15 protein-coding genes are annotated in these 14,409 nt (G+C 33.2%); all 15 read left to right on the top strand.

All coding sequences use genetic code 11. From position 1 onward, the window contains the following. Nucleotides 1-57 precede the first annotated feature (57 nt). The 15 genes from OL233_RS10345 to OL233_RS10275 all read left to right on the top strand — a co-directional run bounded on the left by OL233_RS10345 (nt 58) and on the right by OL233_RS10275 (nt 14,391). Complete coding sequence (locus OL233_RS10345; RefSeq protein WP_275472231.1) at nt 58-723, top strand: TetR/AcrR family transcriptional regulator; 666 nt, start codon at nt 58-60, stop codon at nt 721-723. After that, a complete protein-coding gene (locus OL233_RS10340; RefSeq protein ID WP_275472230.1) occupies nt 704-1,672 on the top strand; it encodes an alpha/beta fold hydrolase in 969 nt (322 codons plus the stop codon). Before OL233_RS10345 ends, OL233_RS10340 begins: the two co-directional genes overlap by 20 nt. Further along, a complete protein-coding gene (locus OL233_RS10335) occupies nt 1,673-2,611 on the top strand; it encodes an alpha/beta fold hydrolase (RefSeq protein ID WP_275472229.1) in 939 nt (312 codons plus the stop codon). 180 nt (nt 2,612-2,791) lie between these two features. Beyond that, the gene (locus tag OL233_RS10330; RefSeq protein WP_275472228.1) at nt 2,792-3,445 is read left to right on the top strand and encodes a CatB-related O-acetyltransferase; all 654 of its coding nucleotides are present in this window, start codon (nt 2,792-2,794) and stop codon (nt 3,443-3,445) included. Nucleotides 3,446-3,597: 152 nt separating this feature from the next. Further along, on the top strand, nt 3,598-4,113 hold the full coding sequence (locus OL233_RS10325) for a VanZ family protein (RefSeq protein WP_275472227.1): 516 nt from the start codon (nt 3,598-3,600) through the stop codon (nt 4,111-4,113). Between the two features lie 124 nt (nt 4,114-4,237). Continuing rightward, entirely contained in the window at nt 4,238-4,771 is a 534-nt protein-coding gene (locus tag OL233_RS10320) for a GNAT family N-acetyltransferase (RefSeq protein WP_275472226.1), read from the top strand. Between the two features lie 205 nt (nt 4,772-4,976). Continuing rightward, nucleotides 4,977-6,380 carry a DUF4767 domain-containing protein gene (locus OL233_RS10315; protein ID WP_275472225.1) on the top strand — a complete coding sequence of 468 codons (1,404 nt, stop codon included), beginning with the start codon at nt 4,977-4,979 and terminating at the stop codon, nt 6,378-6,380. Between the two features lie 126 nt (nt 6,381-6,506). Then, nucleotides 6,507-7,217 carry a suppressor of fused domain protein gene (locus OL233_RS10310; RefSeq protein ID WP_275472224.1) on the top strand — a complete coding sequence of 237 codons (711 nt, stop codon included), beginning with the start codon at nt 6,507-6,509 and terminating at the stop codon, nt 7,215-7,217. A 108-nt stretch (nt 7,218-7,325) separates the two neighbouring features. Further along, nucleotides 7,326-8,873: a DUF1266 domain-containing protein gene (locus OL233_RS10305; RefSeq protein ID WP_275472223.1), complete on the top strand. Its 1,548-nt coding sequence runs from the start codon at nt 7,326-7,328 to the stop codon at nt 8,871-8,873. Between the two features lie 144 nt (nt 8,874-9,017). Next, a complete protein-coding gene (locus tag OL233_RS10300) occupies nt 9,018-9,455 on the top strand; it encodes a hypothetical protein (protein WP_275472222.1) in 438 nt (145 codons plus the stop codon). A gap of 188 nt (nt 9,456-9,643) precedes the next feature. Beyond that, nucleotides 9,644-10,678: a FecCD family ABC transporter permease gene (locus OL233_RS10295; protein ID WP_275472275.1), complete on the top strand. Its 1,035-nt coding sequence runs from the start codon at nt 9,644-9,646 to the stop codon at nt 10,676-10,678. Then, nucleotides 10,679-11,446 carry an ABC transporter ATP-binding protein gene (locus OL233_RS10290; RefSeq protein ID WP_275472221.1) on the top strand — a complete coding sequence of 256 codons (768 nt, stop codon included), beginning with the start codon at nt 10,679-10,681 and terminating at the stop codon, nt 11,444-11,446. 3 nt (nt 11,447-11,449) lie between these two features. After that, nucleotides 11,450-12,457 (top strand): ABC transporter substrate-binding protein, encoded by a 1,008-nt coding sequence (locus OL233_RS10285; RefSeq protein ID WP_275472220.1) that lies wholly within the window; start codon nt 11,450-11,452, stop codon nt 12,455-12,457. Continuing rightward, nucleotides 12,444-13,883 (top strand): MFS transporter, encoded by a 1,440-nt coding sequence (locus OL233_RS10280; protein ID WP_275472219.1) that lies wholly within the window; start codon nt 12,444-12,446, stop codon nt 13,881-13,883. Before OL233_RS10285 ends, OL233_RS10280 begins: the two co-directional genes overlap by 14 nt. Nucleotides 13,884-13,968: 85 nt before the next feature. After that, nucleotides 13,969-14,391 carry a GNAT family N-acetyltransferase gene (locus tag OL233_RS10275; RefSeq protein WP_275472218.1) on the top strand — a complete coding sequence of 141 codons (423 nt, stop codon included), beginning with the start codon at nt 13,969-13,971 and terminating at the stop codon, nt 14,389-14,391. Nucleotides 14,392-14,409: the final 18 nt, after the last annotated feature.

Here is a 14,409-nt window from a genome sequence, read left to right as displayed (position 1 = left end):
AATCTCGTAAGATTAAAAACATACCGATTGAATGTTTTTTTGAGGAAGGAGTTTATAATGGCTAAAAAATACACAGCAGAACAGGCCCGAAGCTTGATATTAGATGTATCTACTCGTTTATTTGTTGAAAAGGGTTATGAAAAAACATCGATTCAAGATATTGTAAGAGAATTAGACGGCTTATCAAAAGGAGCGGTTTATCATCACTTTAAGTCAAAGGATGATATTATCGAAGCTGTTGTTCGACGATTTTTACTTAAAGAAGAAGAACTTGCAGATATAGTCGCATTACCTAATAAAAGTGGTTTGGAAAAAATTCAAGAGTTAATGTTTCAAACGATGTTTAATAGTGATCTAGGAGGCACACGAGAGTTGTCGTTCAATTTATTAGAAAATCCAAAGTTTTTTGCACTCTATGTATTATCTAATAATGACGTCATGGCACCTTTAATTGAAAGGTGTCTAATCGAAGGTAATGAAGATGGGTCAGTTAACGTGAGTCAGCCTAAACAATCGGCTGAGTTAAGTCTATTAATCGTGAGTACTTGGTTTATTCCAGCATTGTTCCCGAATACGGTAGAAACATTTATGGATAAATTAACAGCAGCAGCAACTATTTTAGAACAAGCAGGTATGCCAATCTTGAATGAAGAGATGATGACACGCCTTATGAATGAGATTGAACGAAAGGCGGCAGAACTAAATGAGCAAGCAAAAAAGTAAACAAGGCGTATCAAGAGGGAAGCGATTATTAAAACGAGCAGGTAAGATTATGTTTGGGATTATCTTAACGCTAATTTTAATAAGTGGTTCTGGTTATATTATTAACAAAGTGAGTTTGAAACGAGAAGCCAGTCAAATTAAGGTTTATGGAGAAAAAATTCCATTATTTGATGGAGAGGTAAATGTTGTAGATATTGGTAAAGGGGAAGAGACGATTGTCTTACTTCCCGGGCAAGGAACAGCGAGCCCTTATCTTGATTTTAAGCCTATGGTTAATGAATTAAAAAAGAATTACCGAGTGATTGTAGTTGAGCCATTTGGTTATGGATTAAGCAGTCAAACGAATCGTAAACGGTCGGTTGCTAACATAACAGAAGAAATTCATGAGATAGTTAAAACATTAGGTCTTAAAAAGTATACGTTAATGGGTCACTCTATTGCAGGGTTATATGCTGTAAATTATGCTCAGGAGTATGCTGATGAAATGAACGGTTTTATTGGAATTGACTCAAGTGTGGCGAATCAACCATGGCCAGGTATTGATATGAGACCTTTAGACTTCTTAAAAGAAATCGGTGTATTACGTGCAATGATAAAAGTTAATCCAGAAAGTGCCTTAGGTATGGCAAAATCAAATTCTGATTTTGAACAAATGCGTTTGATTACACTAAAAAATATGAGCAGTCGTAATCTTAAAGAAGAGCTTAAAGAATTAGATACTAGTTTTCCAGCATCTCGAGGGTTGATGTATCCAAAAGATATGCCAGTGTTATTATTTGTAGCAGATAATGATCAATCTATGGCAAATTGGATTAAAATGCATGAAGATCAGATTTCTAATCTGACAACATCTAAATTAGTTCCACTAAAAGGAACACATTACTTGCACCATACGCAAACACCGAAAATTGTTGAAGAGGTGACGTTATTTACGGAGAGGAACTTTTAGATGAAGAAATTAGGTATTATTTTAGGTAGTATCATTTTAGGTCTAGTCTTATTAGTTCTGTTATTTTTTATTAGTCTAAAAGTAATTAGCACGTCCGCACTTAAGAAGGAGCAAAAAGAGATTGTACCGTATGGACAAGAAGTAAAAGTAGATGGTAAAAGTATGCGAGTTCAAATATTAGGACAGGGTGATCGAACACTAGTCCTTTTACCAGGCTATCTGACAGGTTCGCCAGTAATAGATTTTAAACCCTTAACTGATGAACTACTTAAAGAATTTAAAGTTGTAGTAGTTGAACCGTTTGGCTATGGGTTAAGTGAGGATACAGCTAAGGAAAGAACCATTGAAAATTTAACAGAGGAATTACATGATGCGTTGTCACAGTTAGGTATGACGCACTATAGTCTGATCGGGCATTCTATTTCGGGGGTGTATAGTTTAGACTATATTACGAAGTACCCTGATGAGGTCGAAAGTTTTATCGGAATCGACAGCAGTTTACCTTCTCAAGAAGGAGCGGGTGACAATCCAACTGGAACATTACGTTTCTTAGGTAAATCAGGTCTATACAGACAATTGGTAAAAGCAAGTCCTGAGATGTTATCTCTTCCACCAGTGGAGGATAAACTGGCTGAACAATTCACTTATATTTCTTTAAAGAATATGGGAAATAAAGCCACAATGGCTGAAGGTGAAGAGATGACAGAGACCTTTGAGAAAACAAAAAAACTTAGCTATCCGAAAGACCTACCAGTTTTATATTTTTTAGCATCTGAAAGTGTAGAACCGGATGATAAATGGCTTCCAATTCATGAGGATATGTTAAAAGACAGTATGTATACAGACATTAAGATCTATGAAGGAAGTCACTATCTCCATCATACAAAATCAGAAGAGATGGCAAAAGATATTTCCGAGTTTTTAAAAAAGACGAAGTAAGATTGAATCATGTGTTGCAATAAGATTGACGAACTTAGTATTTGGTATTAAACTATAAGAACTATCGTTAAAAGGGAGTTTTATAGCATGGTAAGACGATTATTAAAATTCAAAAATGTTGCAACCGTAGTATGCTTCTAGGTTAACCATTAAATTAAAACTTAGAAGCGAGGAAAAAAGATGACAACATTTAATCATTGGTCAGAGACTAAATATATAAAAGATATTATAACAAATCCACTAATTGAAGCAGGGGAGTATTCTTACTATTCAGGCTACTATGATAACCCTAATTTTGAAGATGGCTGTGTCCGTTATATGTGGGGCGATCAAGTGTCTCGAGGACTATTTAATCCTATAGAAGATATGGGGTGGCATGTCGATAAATTAAGTATTGGAAATTACGTGTGTATCGCCAGTGGTGTTATTATTTTGATGGGGGGGAATCATAACCACCCTACAGACAGTATCAGTGTCTATCCTTTTGCAGAAACAATTGCAGATACATATGAACCTAAAGGTGATACTGTTATTAAAAGTGACGCATGGATTGGTATGAATGCGATGATTATGCCAGGTATCACGATTGGTGAGGGCGCTATTGTCGCATCGGGATCAGTTGTAACCAAAGATGTCCCCCCCTACACTGTGGTTGGGGGGAATCCAGCTAAGGTGATTAAATCACGTTTCACTGAAGAAGAAACAGAACAGTTGTTAGAGATGAGATGGTTCGATTGGAAGCGTCCCTTGGTAGAAGAAGCCATGCCTCTCATAACTAAAGGATCAGTGGCTGATTTGGTCACATTTTATCAAAAAAATGTATTAGAAAATTAATTAAAAGCAGAGTGCCAATGAGGCCTCTGCTTTTTTTATCAGACTAAAGTCTTACAGAGAGGTTTAAAAATATCATTCAAAAGTTGGATAGTCTAATGTTCAAATAGTTCGTATACTTAGTAAAGACTAAAAAGGACGAGGGGGATGGTTGTGTGGAGAAAAAAGTAAAAGGTAATTATTTATTCATGTGTTATCTTGTTGTATTAGTTTGGATTTTGTTATTTAAGATGGCAGCATCTCCAGCAGATTTTAAAGCGTTGGTAACATCAGGACAACGTGCTATTAATTTAATTCCGTTCAGTGAATCAGTTATTATAAATGGCAAAATGGACCTTAGTGAAATTATAAATAACTGTTTGATTTTTGTTCCGTTTGGTGGGTTATTGGGTATTATTAGTAAACAGTCAAGTAATCTACAGAAAATACTGATGATGTTAGGGTTCAGTGTCTGCATCGAAATGAGTCAGTATATACTAGGAATAGGGGCAACTGATATTACGGATGTGCTAACTAATACGCTAGGTGGAATTATTGGGTTGGGTGTGTATAGGGGGCTTTCAAAGTTAGTTAAACACGATAGATTAGATAAAATACTTGTTACTTTGGGGAGTGTTTTGTTCGCTATCCCATTAATTTTGTTATCAGTGTTACTTCTTTTTAATTCTTAAACCTGTATACAAATGGTTCGTTATATAAAAAAGAGTCTATTTGTAGTAGAAAATGGTTATTTAATTGCTATTTATTAGTAAAATTAGTATGATAGTTCTGTTAAAACTAACGAGGTGAAAAAAGATGGAAGAAGTTATAATAGAAAAAAAACATACGAGTGATTTATCTGATGATGAGTTATTGACAGTATTCAAGTTATTGAAAGAAGTTAATGGTGATGATTTTTCAGTAGAAGAGCTGTCTCATGCATTAGGTGGGAGTCATTTTCTGGCATTTAAAAAGGATCAATTAATCGCTCATGCAGCAGTTGTTCAGCGCTCTATTTTATTGGATAACAAGCCATATAAAGTTGGGTATGTTGAAGCGATGGGTGTTATACCTGAGTATCAACATAAAGGAATTGGGCAAGCAATGATGCAGAAAATCAATCAAATGATTGATAAATGTTACCATTTTGGTGCGCTCTCACCTTCTGGTGAAAGTAAACAACTTTTTGAAGAAGCTGGATGGCAAGAAATGCAAGCTCCTTATTATGAATATACTTTGGTGGGAATTATTCCATCATCAGAAAAGTGTGTCATGACATATTCGGGGCGAATAGCGTTAGAAGCAAAAAATAAATTAACCTGTGATTTCAGAGAAAGAAATGCGTGGTAAAAAACTAGAGTCTACATGAAGTAGGCTTTTTTTTATAGTGTAACAAGGAAAAATAGTCGGAAAAATGGGATATTAAATAAGATTCTTTTGTGAATTAAACATGAAAAAATCAAAATTTTGATTATACTGTATGAAAGTCTATATGAAAAAAAACATAGGTATTGTATAATAAAGTTTAAATTGAAATATTTTAGGAGTGTATATAATGAAAGTCACAAAGATGATAGTTTTGTTTTCTGTTTTACTTGGCATAACAGGTTGTGCTAAAGAGGTAAAAGTAGAAAGCAAAAATGAAGATAAACCAACAAGTTCTGTTAATAGTCAGGAAGGTGTTAAAAAGAAGCAAACCTATGAAGAGGCTATGGCAGAAGGTAAGAAAGCAATAGAGAATAAAGACTGGGATAAGGCAGAGAAAGCCTTTAAAAAAGCTTTAGATCTGAAAAAAGATGATAAAGATGCTAAGATCTTCACAGAACAACTCGCTATGTATAAAGAAGCGATTAAATTGAAAGAAGACAAATCTTACAAAGCATCTATGGATAAGTTAAAAGAGTTGAGACGTGTTGTTGGTGGCTCGATTGATTTAAAAAAACAAGCAGAAGAATTAATGGATGAAATTGAAAAAGGTCCAAAAGACGAGAAAAAAGAAGACAAAGATAAGAAGAAAGATAAGAAGAAAGATAAGAAAAAAGATAAGGATAAGGCGAAAGACAAAGATAAGAAAAAAGATAAAGTTAAGCCGTCTACAGAATTAGTATGGTCCACACAAAAAGGTGAGTCATTAGATAAATTTATGTCCTCATGGAGTAAGAAATATGATCAAACATATAAGCGTTATTATCCAGGTAGTTCTGATGTTAATTTTCATGGTATGAAATTTCCAGCTGATTTATCTAAAAATAATATTGCAGTTAATGGTAACAAAGTGACCGTTGGAGTATCAAAAGATGGAACGGGTAAAAAAGAGTATAATATTGTAGGTATTTATTCAGATATTGACGCAAGTAAAGATGATGCTGCGTATCTTTATTTCTTCGCTATTTCTGAGAATAAACCTAAAGTTATTGTAACTTTACAAGATGAGTCAAACAGTGCTGGTTTGGTTTACTTTAGCCCTACAGATAATAAAGAATTACAAAAAGGTTTTGAGGATATCGTAGCAGGTAAAGAAGTTAAAGTGGATACAGAAGATAAGGAAAAGCGTCGTTGGACAAGAGATGAAGCTATAAAATTGTTAGAACAAACTTATAAAAATTCTGGCGTTATTATGAATGAAAAAATTGACTGGGATAATTATGATAATAAAAATTGGTTAGTCAAAGAGAATAAGAATGATACAATCGCTATGAAGTGGAAAGGCGAATACAAAGATCCCGCAAAAGATAAAGACAAGGATAAAGACAAAGATAAGGATACAGAGAAAAAAGAAAAAGAAAAATTAGAACGGTCACGTTTACATTTTGTATCCCTTACCAAATCGAAAGATGGAAAAACAGTTGAGATGAAAATCTATAGACGTGAGAGTCGTTATCCGAAAGATCCAGATATGGAATACACAGTAGATGTTAAATTAGCTGAGGTTACAAAAATTGTAGAATGGCAAGATTAAAAGCTCACCTTGTGTGAGCTTTTTTTTTTGATTTATTAAAACTTGAAATCTAAAATAAAAATTATTTTTTTTATTAGTTATACTTATTTAAGATAGAAAAACGCAATGAAGTGGAGGAGTTTATAAATGGAAATATTTGTACCTAAAAATGAGACTACAAAATTTAGTCGATTGAAAAAAAGAATAGCATTAGGTTGGAATAGTTTCAATTATACAAAAGTAGTATCAGTAAAAGAGAATGCTCCTGGGTTAGATGCAATAGAAAAAAGATTGAGTAAGGTTTATCCATTGATTACCCCTATATATATTTCAATTCCTGTAGAAAAAAGAGCAAAATCACCGATTGAAGGATTTAGAATTTATCATGTTAATAATGAATATTTTCATATCGTGAGTTTGGGAATGTCTGAACTATATTCTAAAAAAGCAGCTTTTAGTAGTAGGTATAGTAAATATGGATATGAAATGACAGCTAAATTAAAGGTTGATACTGTTGAAGAGTGTTACTGGTTATTGGATAAAATGATTGAATATGGTGAGCATACAAAAAATACAGAGTGTTATTTTATCGAAGATGAAGTGTTAAGTAGTAATAACAAACCATTCTCATCAGAAATGCATTATACAACATGTATCGTTTCTGAAGATCCTTTATTAGGTAAACTAGAAACGATACATGGTGAGGTTCAGTTTTTACAATTGGTAGGTGCGACTGAAAAAGATGTGTGTGCAATAAAAATGTCACGAGATTCTTATAGTGCTACCCAAACTTTTTTAAAACAATTAAAAAAAGAGAATCCAGAGATGGTAATGGATTTAGTAAAAACTAAAAATTAACTTAAAAAATATAAAAAAAATGAAACATCAAGCAAGGAAAAAAAGTTCATTTATGTTACAATAAAAATACGTTTTGTGTGACTTTTAGATGGATGGATGGTTGGCTGGATGTATATAAAGAAAAAACAGTATAAATTTTCGTTTTATGAATTAAATAAGAACAATTTACCTCTAGATTATTTATTGATGCCTTTTTTAAAAACAGATTTAGATGCAGCTAACTTTTCTAAAGAGCAACAACGAGTACTTTTAAGTGAGTTTAAGCGCGATGAAGTAGATGAAAATTTATTAAAAAAAATAGAAGCAGTTAATTTAGGCAATTATACAATGAGTAGTTATGGGTTTATGGTACTAAAAAATACTGTGCAGAGAAAAAGTCAAGACACATCGGTTTACTTTGACGGAGAACAAATCAGAGGCTTGTTGATGATACTGACACGTTTGAGATGGTTTCAAAAAATAGGAAAGCTATCAGATGAAGATTTTGATAACTATAGTACTCATATTTTGAGAAAAATTGTTCCTTATTTTGAATCATGGGAAGATTATATAATTAAAATGAGACATTATTTAAATGAAAATAGTCTTAATTTTCCAAAGAATAATTACAATTACTTATTATTTACCAACTTTGATTATATAAGTGCTACGAATAGACAGCGATTCAAAAAGTTAAAATGGTTAACAGTAGAACCGAAAGTGTATGATTCGGATGAAAAAGCTCATCATTATGAAGGAATGAAGTTTTCAGAAGAAGATGAGAAAGTATTAACCATTATGGCAATATATACAGCTTGGGCAAAGAAAGCTCCTTATTATCTTTATCCTAGAACAGCTGCCCAGCATACTGATAGTTTAGCTGTATTAGCTGAAGGGTGGAATATACACTCACGTGAGGACTTGTTAACGACAATAAATCAGTTAGTTGAAGGAAAGGTTCACTATGAAGCGATGAATACCAAAGATAATTACATATCGAGTACGGATATGAAACGGTATATCGCGACATTAAATTATGGTCGATCTGAAAAATGGGTGTTTGAATCAGAGATTGAACGGTTTCAATTTGAAAAAGATTATCAAAAATTGTTGGTGATTTTTAGCGAAGCACATATCCAAGTGGATAACATGCCCACTGAGAATTATCTTGGGGTTCAACGAGTAGCTGATATGTTTTATTTGATGGAAAGTGCAGAGCCTATTTTAAATTGTCTACTAAATCATGAGAAATTGTCAGTGATAGATATGATGAAACTAGGTTTAATTGAAGGTGGCTTCGACTATTTAGATAAGTTAAATTTAATGAGACAAGCAAATGAATTAGAGTCGGTATCACTTAAAGAGTTGCCAAATATAAAAGCATGGGAGTTGTGTCGTGCCGGTAATATTATGTTACATGGTTACTTAGTTGGTTTTGTGGAGTTAGAAGAATTTTTCGAGAGATCATCAAATGAAATCTTACCTATTATTCGTAAAGAGTTTGAGGATTGGGATCAGTATTTACTTTCATTTTTAACAGGCCGATTTTTATGGGATGAGGAGATTACATTAAATAGTTTTGATGAATTTTATGACCGTATTAATCGTTATATTTATAACTCAGAAAATCAAGTATTATTTAACATCTGGGAGAAGTATCCCTTATCAGAACTATAAACAGGAAGCTCGAATAGGGCTTTCTGTTTTAATTTATTGTTTAAGTAGTGAGGAAGTTAGTTTTAAACATGCTATAATGGATGGTGAATAGCTCTTTAAGATAGGGCGTGAATTATGGCGATTTTTGAGGTAGGAGGAATTATAATGGGAAAAAAATATGAGGGTGGAACTGATATCGGAGGTTGGATTATTCCAGATGAAGATTTAGAAAAATATGTTACGACTCGTAATGAGTTAATGTTATTCTTAGAAAAAGAATTAGCCAACCGTTTTGCTGAAATAGAATTTGGCGGAGAAGGTTCTGAAGATGGGGACTATGTCTCTGCTCATAATCAAAGTGGTTGGGGAGTATTTGTTCACTTTGATCCACAAGAAGTAGATCGTTTTAGTAGTTTTGAGAATAAAGAAGATTACATTCAGGAAGTCCTTTTCTTTGCAGAAGAAGATTATAAGTATTATCAATTACCAGGTAAGTTAGAGTTAGAGGGGCAAAAAGGATCCGATGATTGGTATGATTATATGTCAGCAGCGTATAAGAAACGCTTTAATAAAGAGTACCCATTTGAGCGATTAGTTTATTAATAGAAAAAGCCTTAGTACATAATCTGATGTACTAAGGCTTTTTCATTATGATTTAAGATTGTGAGATAAGGCACATTGATTAAGTCAACTAACTATGTTATTATTTTGTTATTGATAGTGATAATCATTCTCAATTAAAAAATATCGAGGTGAATAGAGTGATAAAGAGAGAAGTAAAATTAGTTTCAATGAGTTTGGTACTATTGGGGTTGGCAATAATAGGAATGATTATTATATCGATAGCTAATGGTCAAGCCTCTATCTCATTCGGTGATGTAGCAAGTGTATTGATTGAAAAATTAACATTTAATCATATAACTCTTGGAAGTGATTCGGTTAGTTTAGCTAACAGTAATATTATTTGGTATGTTAGAGCACCCAGAGTTTTTCTAGCATTATTTGTAGGTATGGGATTATCATTAGCAGGTGTTATTATGCAAGCTATGGTTCAAAATCCGTTGGCAGATCCTTATATTCTAGGGATTTCATCAGGTGCGTCGTTAGGTGCAACCTTTTCAATACTAATTGGATTTAGCTCAATCCCCTATCTAGCATCGGCAGGAATTTCATTTGGTGCCTTTGTAGGTGCTATTATCGCATCACTTTTAGTTTTTACATTTTCTTCTATAGGAGGACGGATGACCTCTATTAAATTAATTTTATCGGGTACCATTGTCAGCTCGTTATTTGGGGCATTAACAAGTTTAATTGTATTTCTTTCAAATAATGCAGAAGGTATGAAAACAGTGACGTTTTGGTCAATGGGAAGTTTAGCTTCGGCGACGTGGGAAAATGTAACGGTTCTAGCGTTGGTACTTGTGAGTTTAATTGGCTTCTTTTTAACTCAATATAGAGTTCTCGATGTTATGTTATTAGGTGAAGAAGCTGCAACATCATTAGGTATCAATTTGCGATTTTATAGATTTTTATACATGGGATTGGCAGCGGTCTTAACAGGTGTAGTTGTTGCTTTTTCAGGTATGATAGGGTTTGTTGGCTTGATTATCCCTCACATAGTCAGAGGATTTTGTGGGTCGAGTCATAAAAAATTAGTACCTCTTTCAATAGTATCAGGTGGACTATTTATGCTAGCTTGTGATTTAGTCTCACGTTTAATTTTATCTAAAAGTGAGTTACCAATTGGGATCATTACGGCATTAATCGGTGCCCCTATTTTTATATATATGATAGTGAAAAAAGAATACAACTTTGGAGGAGAATAAATGAGTCTACAAGTTGAAAAATTAACGATAAAACGTCAAGCTAAAACAATTGTGAATGAGATTTCACTAAAAGTATCTGATAAACAATTTGTTGGAATTATTGGACCGAATGGGTGTGGTAAGTCTACTCTTTTAAAGGGAGTTGCGGGTATTCTGCCATGTAAAGCAAAGGTTATAAAATTGGATGAGCTTAACCTTATGACGACTAAGACAAAAGAAACGGCCCAGCATTTGTCAGTCGTAGGACAATTTAATGAAGTGAATTTTGATTTAAAAGTTGAAGATATGGTTCTTCTTGGGAGAACGCCTTATAAGAAAATGATGGAAGGAAATACAACTGAAGATCAAAATTATGTAGATGAGGCACTAGAGAAAACGGAACTAACCGCATATAGACATCGCAACTTCTTATCGTTATCAGGAGGAGAAAAGCAACGCGTTATTATAGCGCGTGCCTTGTGTCAACAAACGGATTACATGATACTAGATGAACCAACAAATCATCTTGACGTGAATCACCAGCTCTCTTTATTAAATGAGTTGAAAAAAATAGAGTGCGGGATACTAACAGCTTTACATAATTTGGAAACAGCAGCACAATATTGTGATTATATTTATGCTATGAAAGATGGCGAGATAGTAGCAGAAGGAACACCAGAAATTGTATTAACAGAAAGCGTAGTAAGTGAGTTATATAATGTGCCTTGTCATATTTACCGAAATCCAATAGATCAAGGCTTAAATTTTTATTTTAAATTGGAGGAATAACTAATGAAAAAATTAATTGTCAGTTTGGTAATAAGTAGTCTTGTATTAGTAGGATGTGGTGCAAATCAGTCTGAAAAAGCAAATGATAAAGAAGGCGTTACTGTTACTAATTATTGGAACAATGCGGGATCCACTGATTTTGAAGAAAAACAAATGACTTATAAAGCTGTTCCGAAAAAAGTATTTGTAAATACTAAGCCGGCAGCTGAGTTATTATTGCACCTAGGTTTAAAAGATAATATAACTGGAGTTGGAGCTGATTTTGGTCGGGGAGATGTTGAGGTAGAAAAAGAATATAAGACGTTAACTAAAGTTTCAACTGATTATGTAGGTAAAGAACTAGCAATAAGTACGGAGCCGGATTTAATTTTTGGTAGAGGAACATTGTTTACTGAAGATGAATGGGGAAATGGTTCTGTTGAAACGCTGGCAAGTATGAAAATTCCTACACTTATTTTAGAATCATCTATCCAAGGGGGAACCATTAAGTCTATTTATTCAGATATAGAAAAGCTAGGAAAAGTCTTTCAAGTAGAGGACAAAGCAAGTGAATTTTCTGAGAAATTACAAGCAAAAGAAAATAGAATTAAGAAAACAATTGGTTCAAGAGATAGTGCTACCTTTGCGTATTTACACATGAGTACGAAAGATGAGGTTATGGTTTATTCAGCAGCAAAAGAAACCTTTTTCCAAAGTGTTTTTGAACTTTTGAATATGACTAATAGTTTTAAAGATGAAAAAGGTAATGTTAGTGTTGAAGCATTGATTAAAGCAGATCCAGATTATTTAATTGTTCCGGATTGGTCTGATGGTAAAGGAAATGGTGTAACGGCAGAAGAACTGATTGAGGGGATAAAAGCAGATAAACGTTTAAGTGGGATGAAAGCCGTTAAAGAAAATAAGATGTATGGACTAGATTATAATGCCATGTTTGGCTATGGCTATCAATCATTTGATGGAATAGAGGCATTGGCTAAGGAAATGGCAAAGGATAATAATGGGCAAAATTAACGAAACTAATAAGAAACAGCAATTTAACTGGTTTGCCTTAGCTATTATTTTGTTACCTAATCTTATTATTTCACTAAATACTTATATGTTACAGGTAGCATTGCCCCAAATACAACTAGATGTAGATGCAACGTTTACTCAAGCACAATACATATTAAGTGCCTATTCATTGGGGCTATCAGCATTACTTATTATCGGAGGTAGATTAGGCGATTTATTTGGTCAAAAAAAACTATTAGTGTTAGGCTTAGTGGGTTTTTTACTTGCTTCAATTTCTGGTGCTTTAACAAGTAGTCCAGATGTATTAATTTTTATTAGATTGATACAAGGGGGATTCGCGGCATGTATTCAACCACAAGTTTTAGTTTTAATGCGACAGGAGTTTAAAGAAGATGATCAACCTCTTGTATTTGGTATTTATGGTGTGGTTATAGGATTAGGATTTACATTTGGATTAATGTTTGGTGGTATCATAATGAGTGCTAATATCATGGGATTAGGTTGGCGTAATATTTTTTTATTTAATATCCCATGTTGCTTACTTGTATTAATAGGTATGAAAAAATTAGATATTAAGACTAAACTGGTCAGTGTAAAGGATTCTTCTAAATTTGATTGGTGGAGTGTAGGACTTTTAGTTCCTTCTATTTTACTGGTTATAAATAGTTTGTATCAAATTCAAACTGGGGCATTTTATCTAGAGTTACTACTTATTTTATTGGGCAGTGTCGGTATTGTATTATTTTTTAAAATCGAACGAATTCGAAAAATACAACATAAATCAGTTGTTGTGGATACGGAATTATTTAAAAATACCTATTATAATAAAGGTTTATTTACCGTTTTTTTCACATATGTAGCAATGTTTTCTTTATTTTTTATTATCACTTACTATGCCCAATATGGCTTAAGTAAAACAGTAGGAGGAACTAGTTTAATATTTTTGACACTAGGACTAGGGTTTATCTTCTCCTCCTTAGCATCTAGCCATTTATTAGCAGTAGTGGGTAAGTCAATTCTATTAGTTGGATGTGTAGGGATGATTGTTTCATTAGCTAGTTTAAGTTTTAGTATTTTAGTAATGCCTAATCTGTTATCACCACTAAATGCAACATTATTATTTCTATATGGTGGATTTTTGGGTGCAACTACGACACCGTTAGTAGGTATAGTCCTACAAAAAGTGTCAGTAAAAACGTTAGGAATAGGTGGTGCATTTATCAATACGGTGATGTATTTAGCTAATGTTATAGGTGTATGTGTGGCAGGTTTATTATTTCAATACTTTTTAAAAGCTAGTTTAGATAATGCATCATTAAAAGATTATCAGCACGCTTTTTCACTTTCCCTTTGGGTGATTAGTTGTTATTTAGTAGTAGCAACTATTGGGTGTAATATGATGTTATCAAAGAGTAAATTGAATTAAATTAGATCGAAATAACAAAAATAACTATTAAAATAGTGATGCTAATGGTAAGATAATATTTCAGTGATTAATTCGGGGGAATATTATGGAAAAGCGCCGTGCAGTTAAAGAGAATTATCCAGATATTTTAGATATTTGGAGTAAATCGGTGGAGCATACACATGATTTTTTGAAACAAGATGATTTTGAGCAGATAAAACAGGTTATACCTAAGTACTTGGACTTACTTGATGTCCAGTTATGGTATAGACATGGTGAGATTATAGGCTTCAGTGCCCTTTCCAAAGATCATTTAGAAATGTTGTTTTTAGATCCGATCTATCAAGGGAAAGGTCATGGTACAACGATTATTCAAATTATGATCAATGAGGGCTTGAAAACAGTAGATGTAAATGAACAGAATTCAGGTGCCTATTCTTTTTATAAGGCTCGAGGATTTAGAAAAATCGGACGAGATGAAAAAGATAATGAGGGTAGAGACTACCCAATCTTGCATATGAGTTTATAAATAAAAAGCAGACACGAT

Source organism: Vagococcus proximus (genome assembly GCF_029143285.1).
GTDB lineage: Bacteria > Bacillota > Bacilli > Lactobacillales > Vagococcaceae > Vagococcus_D > Vagococcus_D proximus.
This window is presented reverse-complemented; position numbering and strand designations above follow the sequence as displayed.

Coding starts and splice junctions, on each gene's coding strand:
- OL233_RS10345 (WP_275472231.1), top strand. CDS start 58: ATGGCTAAAAAATACACAGCAGAACAGGCCCGAAGCTTGATATTAGAT.
- OL233_RS10340 (WP_275472230.1), top strand. CDS start 704: ATGAGCAAGCAAAAAAGTAAACAAGGCGTATCAAGAGGGAAGCGATTA.
- OL233_RS10335 (WP_275472229.1), top strand. CDS start 1,673: ATGAAGAAATTAGGTATTATTTTAGGTAGTATCATTTTAGGTCTAGTC.
- OL233_RS10330 (WP_275472228.1), top strand. CDS start 2,792: ATGACAACATTTAATCATTGGTCAGAGACTAAATATATAAAAGATATT.
- OL233_RS10320 (WP_275472226.1), top strand. CDS start 4,238: ATGGAAGAAGTTATAATAGAAAAAAAACATACGAGTGATTTATCTGAT.
- OL233_RS10315 (WP_275472225.1), top strand. CDS start 4,977: ATGAAAGTCACAAAGATGATAGTTTTGTTTTCTGTTTTACTTGGCATA.
- OL233_RS10310 (WP_275472224.1), top strand. CDS start 6,507: ATGGAAATATTTGTACCTAAAAATGAGACTACAAAATTTAGTCGATTG.
- OL233_RS10305 (WP_275472223.1), top strand. CDS start 7,326: ATGTATATAAAGAAAAAACAGTATAAATTTTCGTTTTATGAATTAAAT.
- OL233_RS10300 (WP_275472222.1), top strand. CDS start 9,018: ATGGGAAAAAAATATGAGGGTGGAACTGATATCGGAGGTTGGATTATT.
- OL233_RS10295 (WP_275472275.1), top strand. CDS start 9,644: ATGAGTTTGGTACTATTGGGGTTGGCAATAATAGGAATGATTATTATA.
- OL233_RS10290 (WP_275472221.1), top strand. CDS start 10,679: ATGAGTCTACAAGTTGAAAAATTAACGATAAAACGTCAAGCTAAAACA.
- OL233_RS10285 (WP_275472220.1), top strand. CDS start 11,450: ATGAAAAAATTAATTGTCAGTTTGGTAATAAGTAGTCTTGTATTAGTA.
- OL233_RS10280 (WP_275472219.1), top strand. CDS start 12,444: ATGGGCAAAATTAACGAAACTAATAAGAAACAGCAATTTAACTGGTTT.
- OL233_RS10275 (WP_275472218.1), top strand. CDS start 13,969: ATGGAAAAGCGCCGTGCAGTTAAAGAGAATTATCCAGATATTTTAGAT.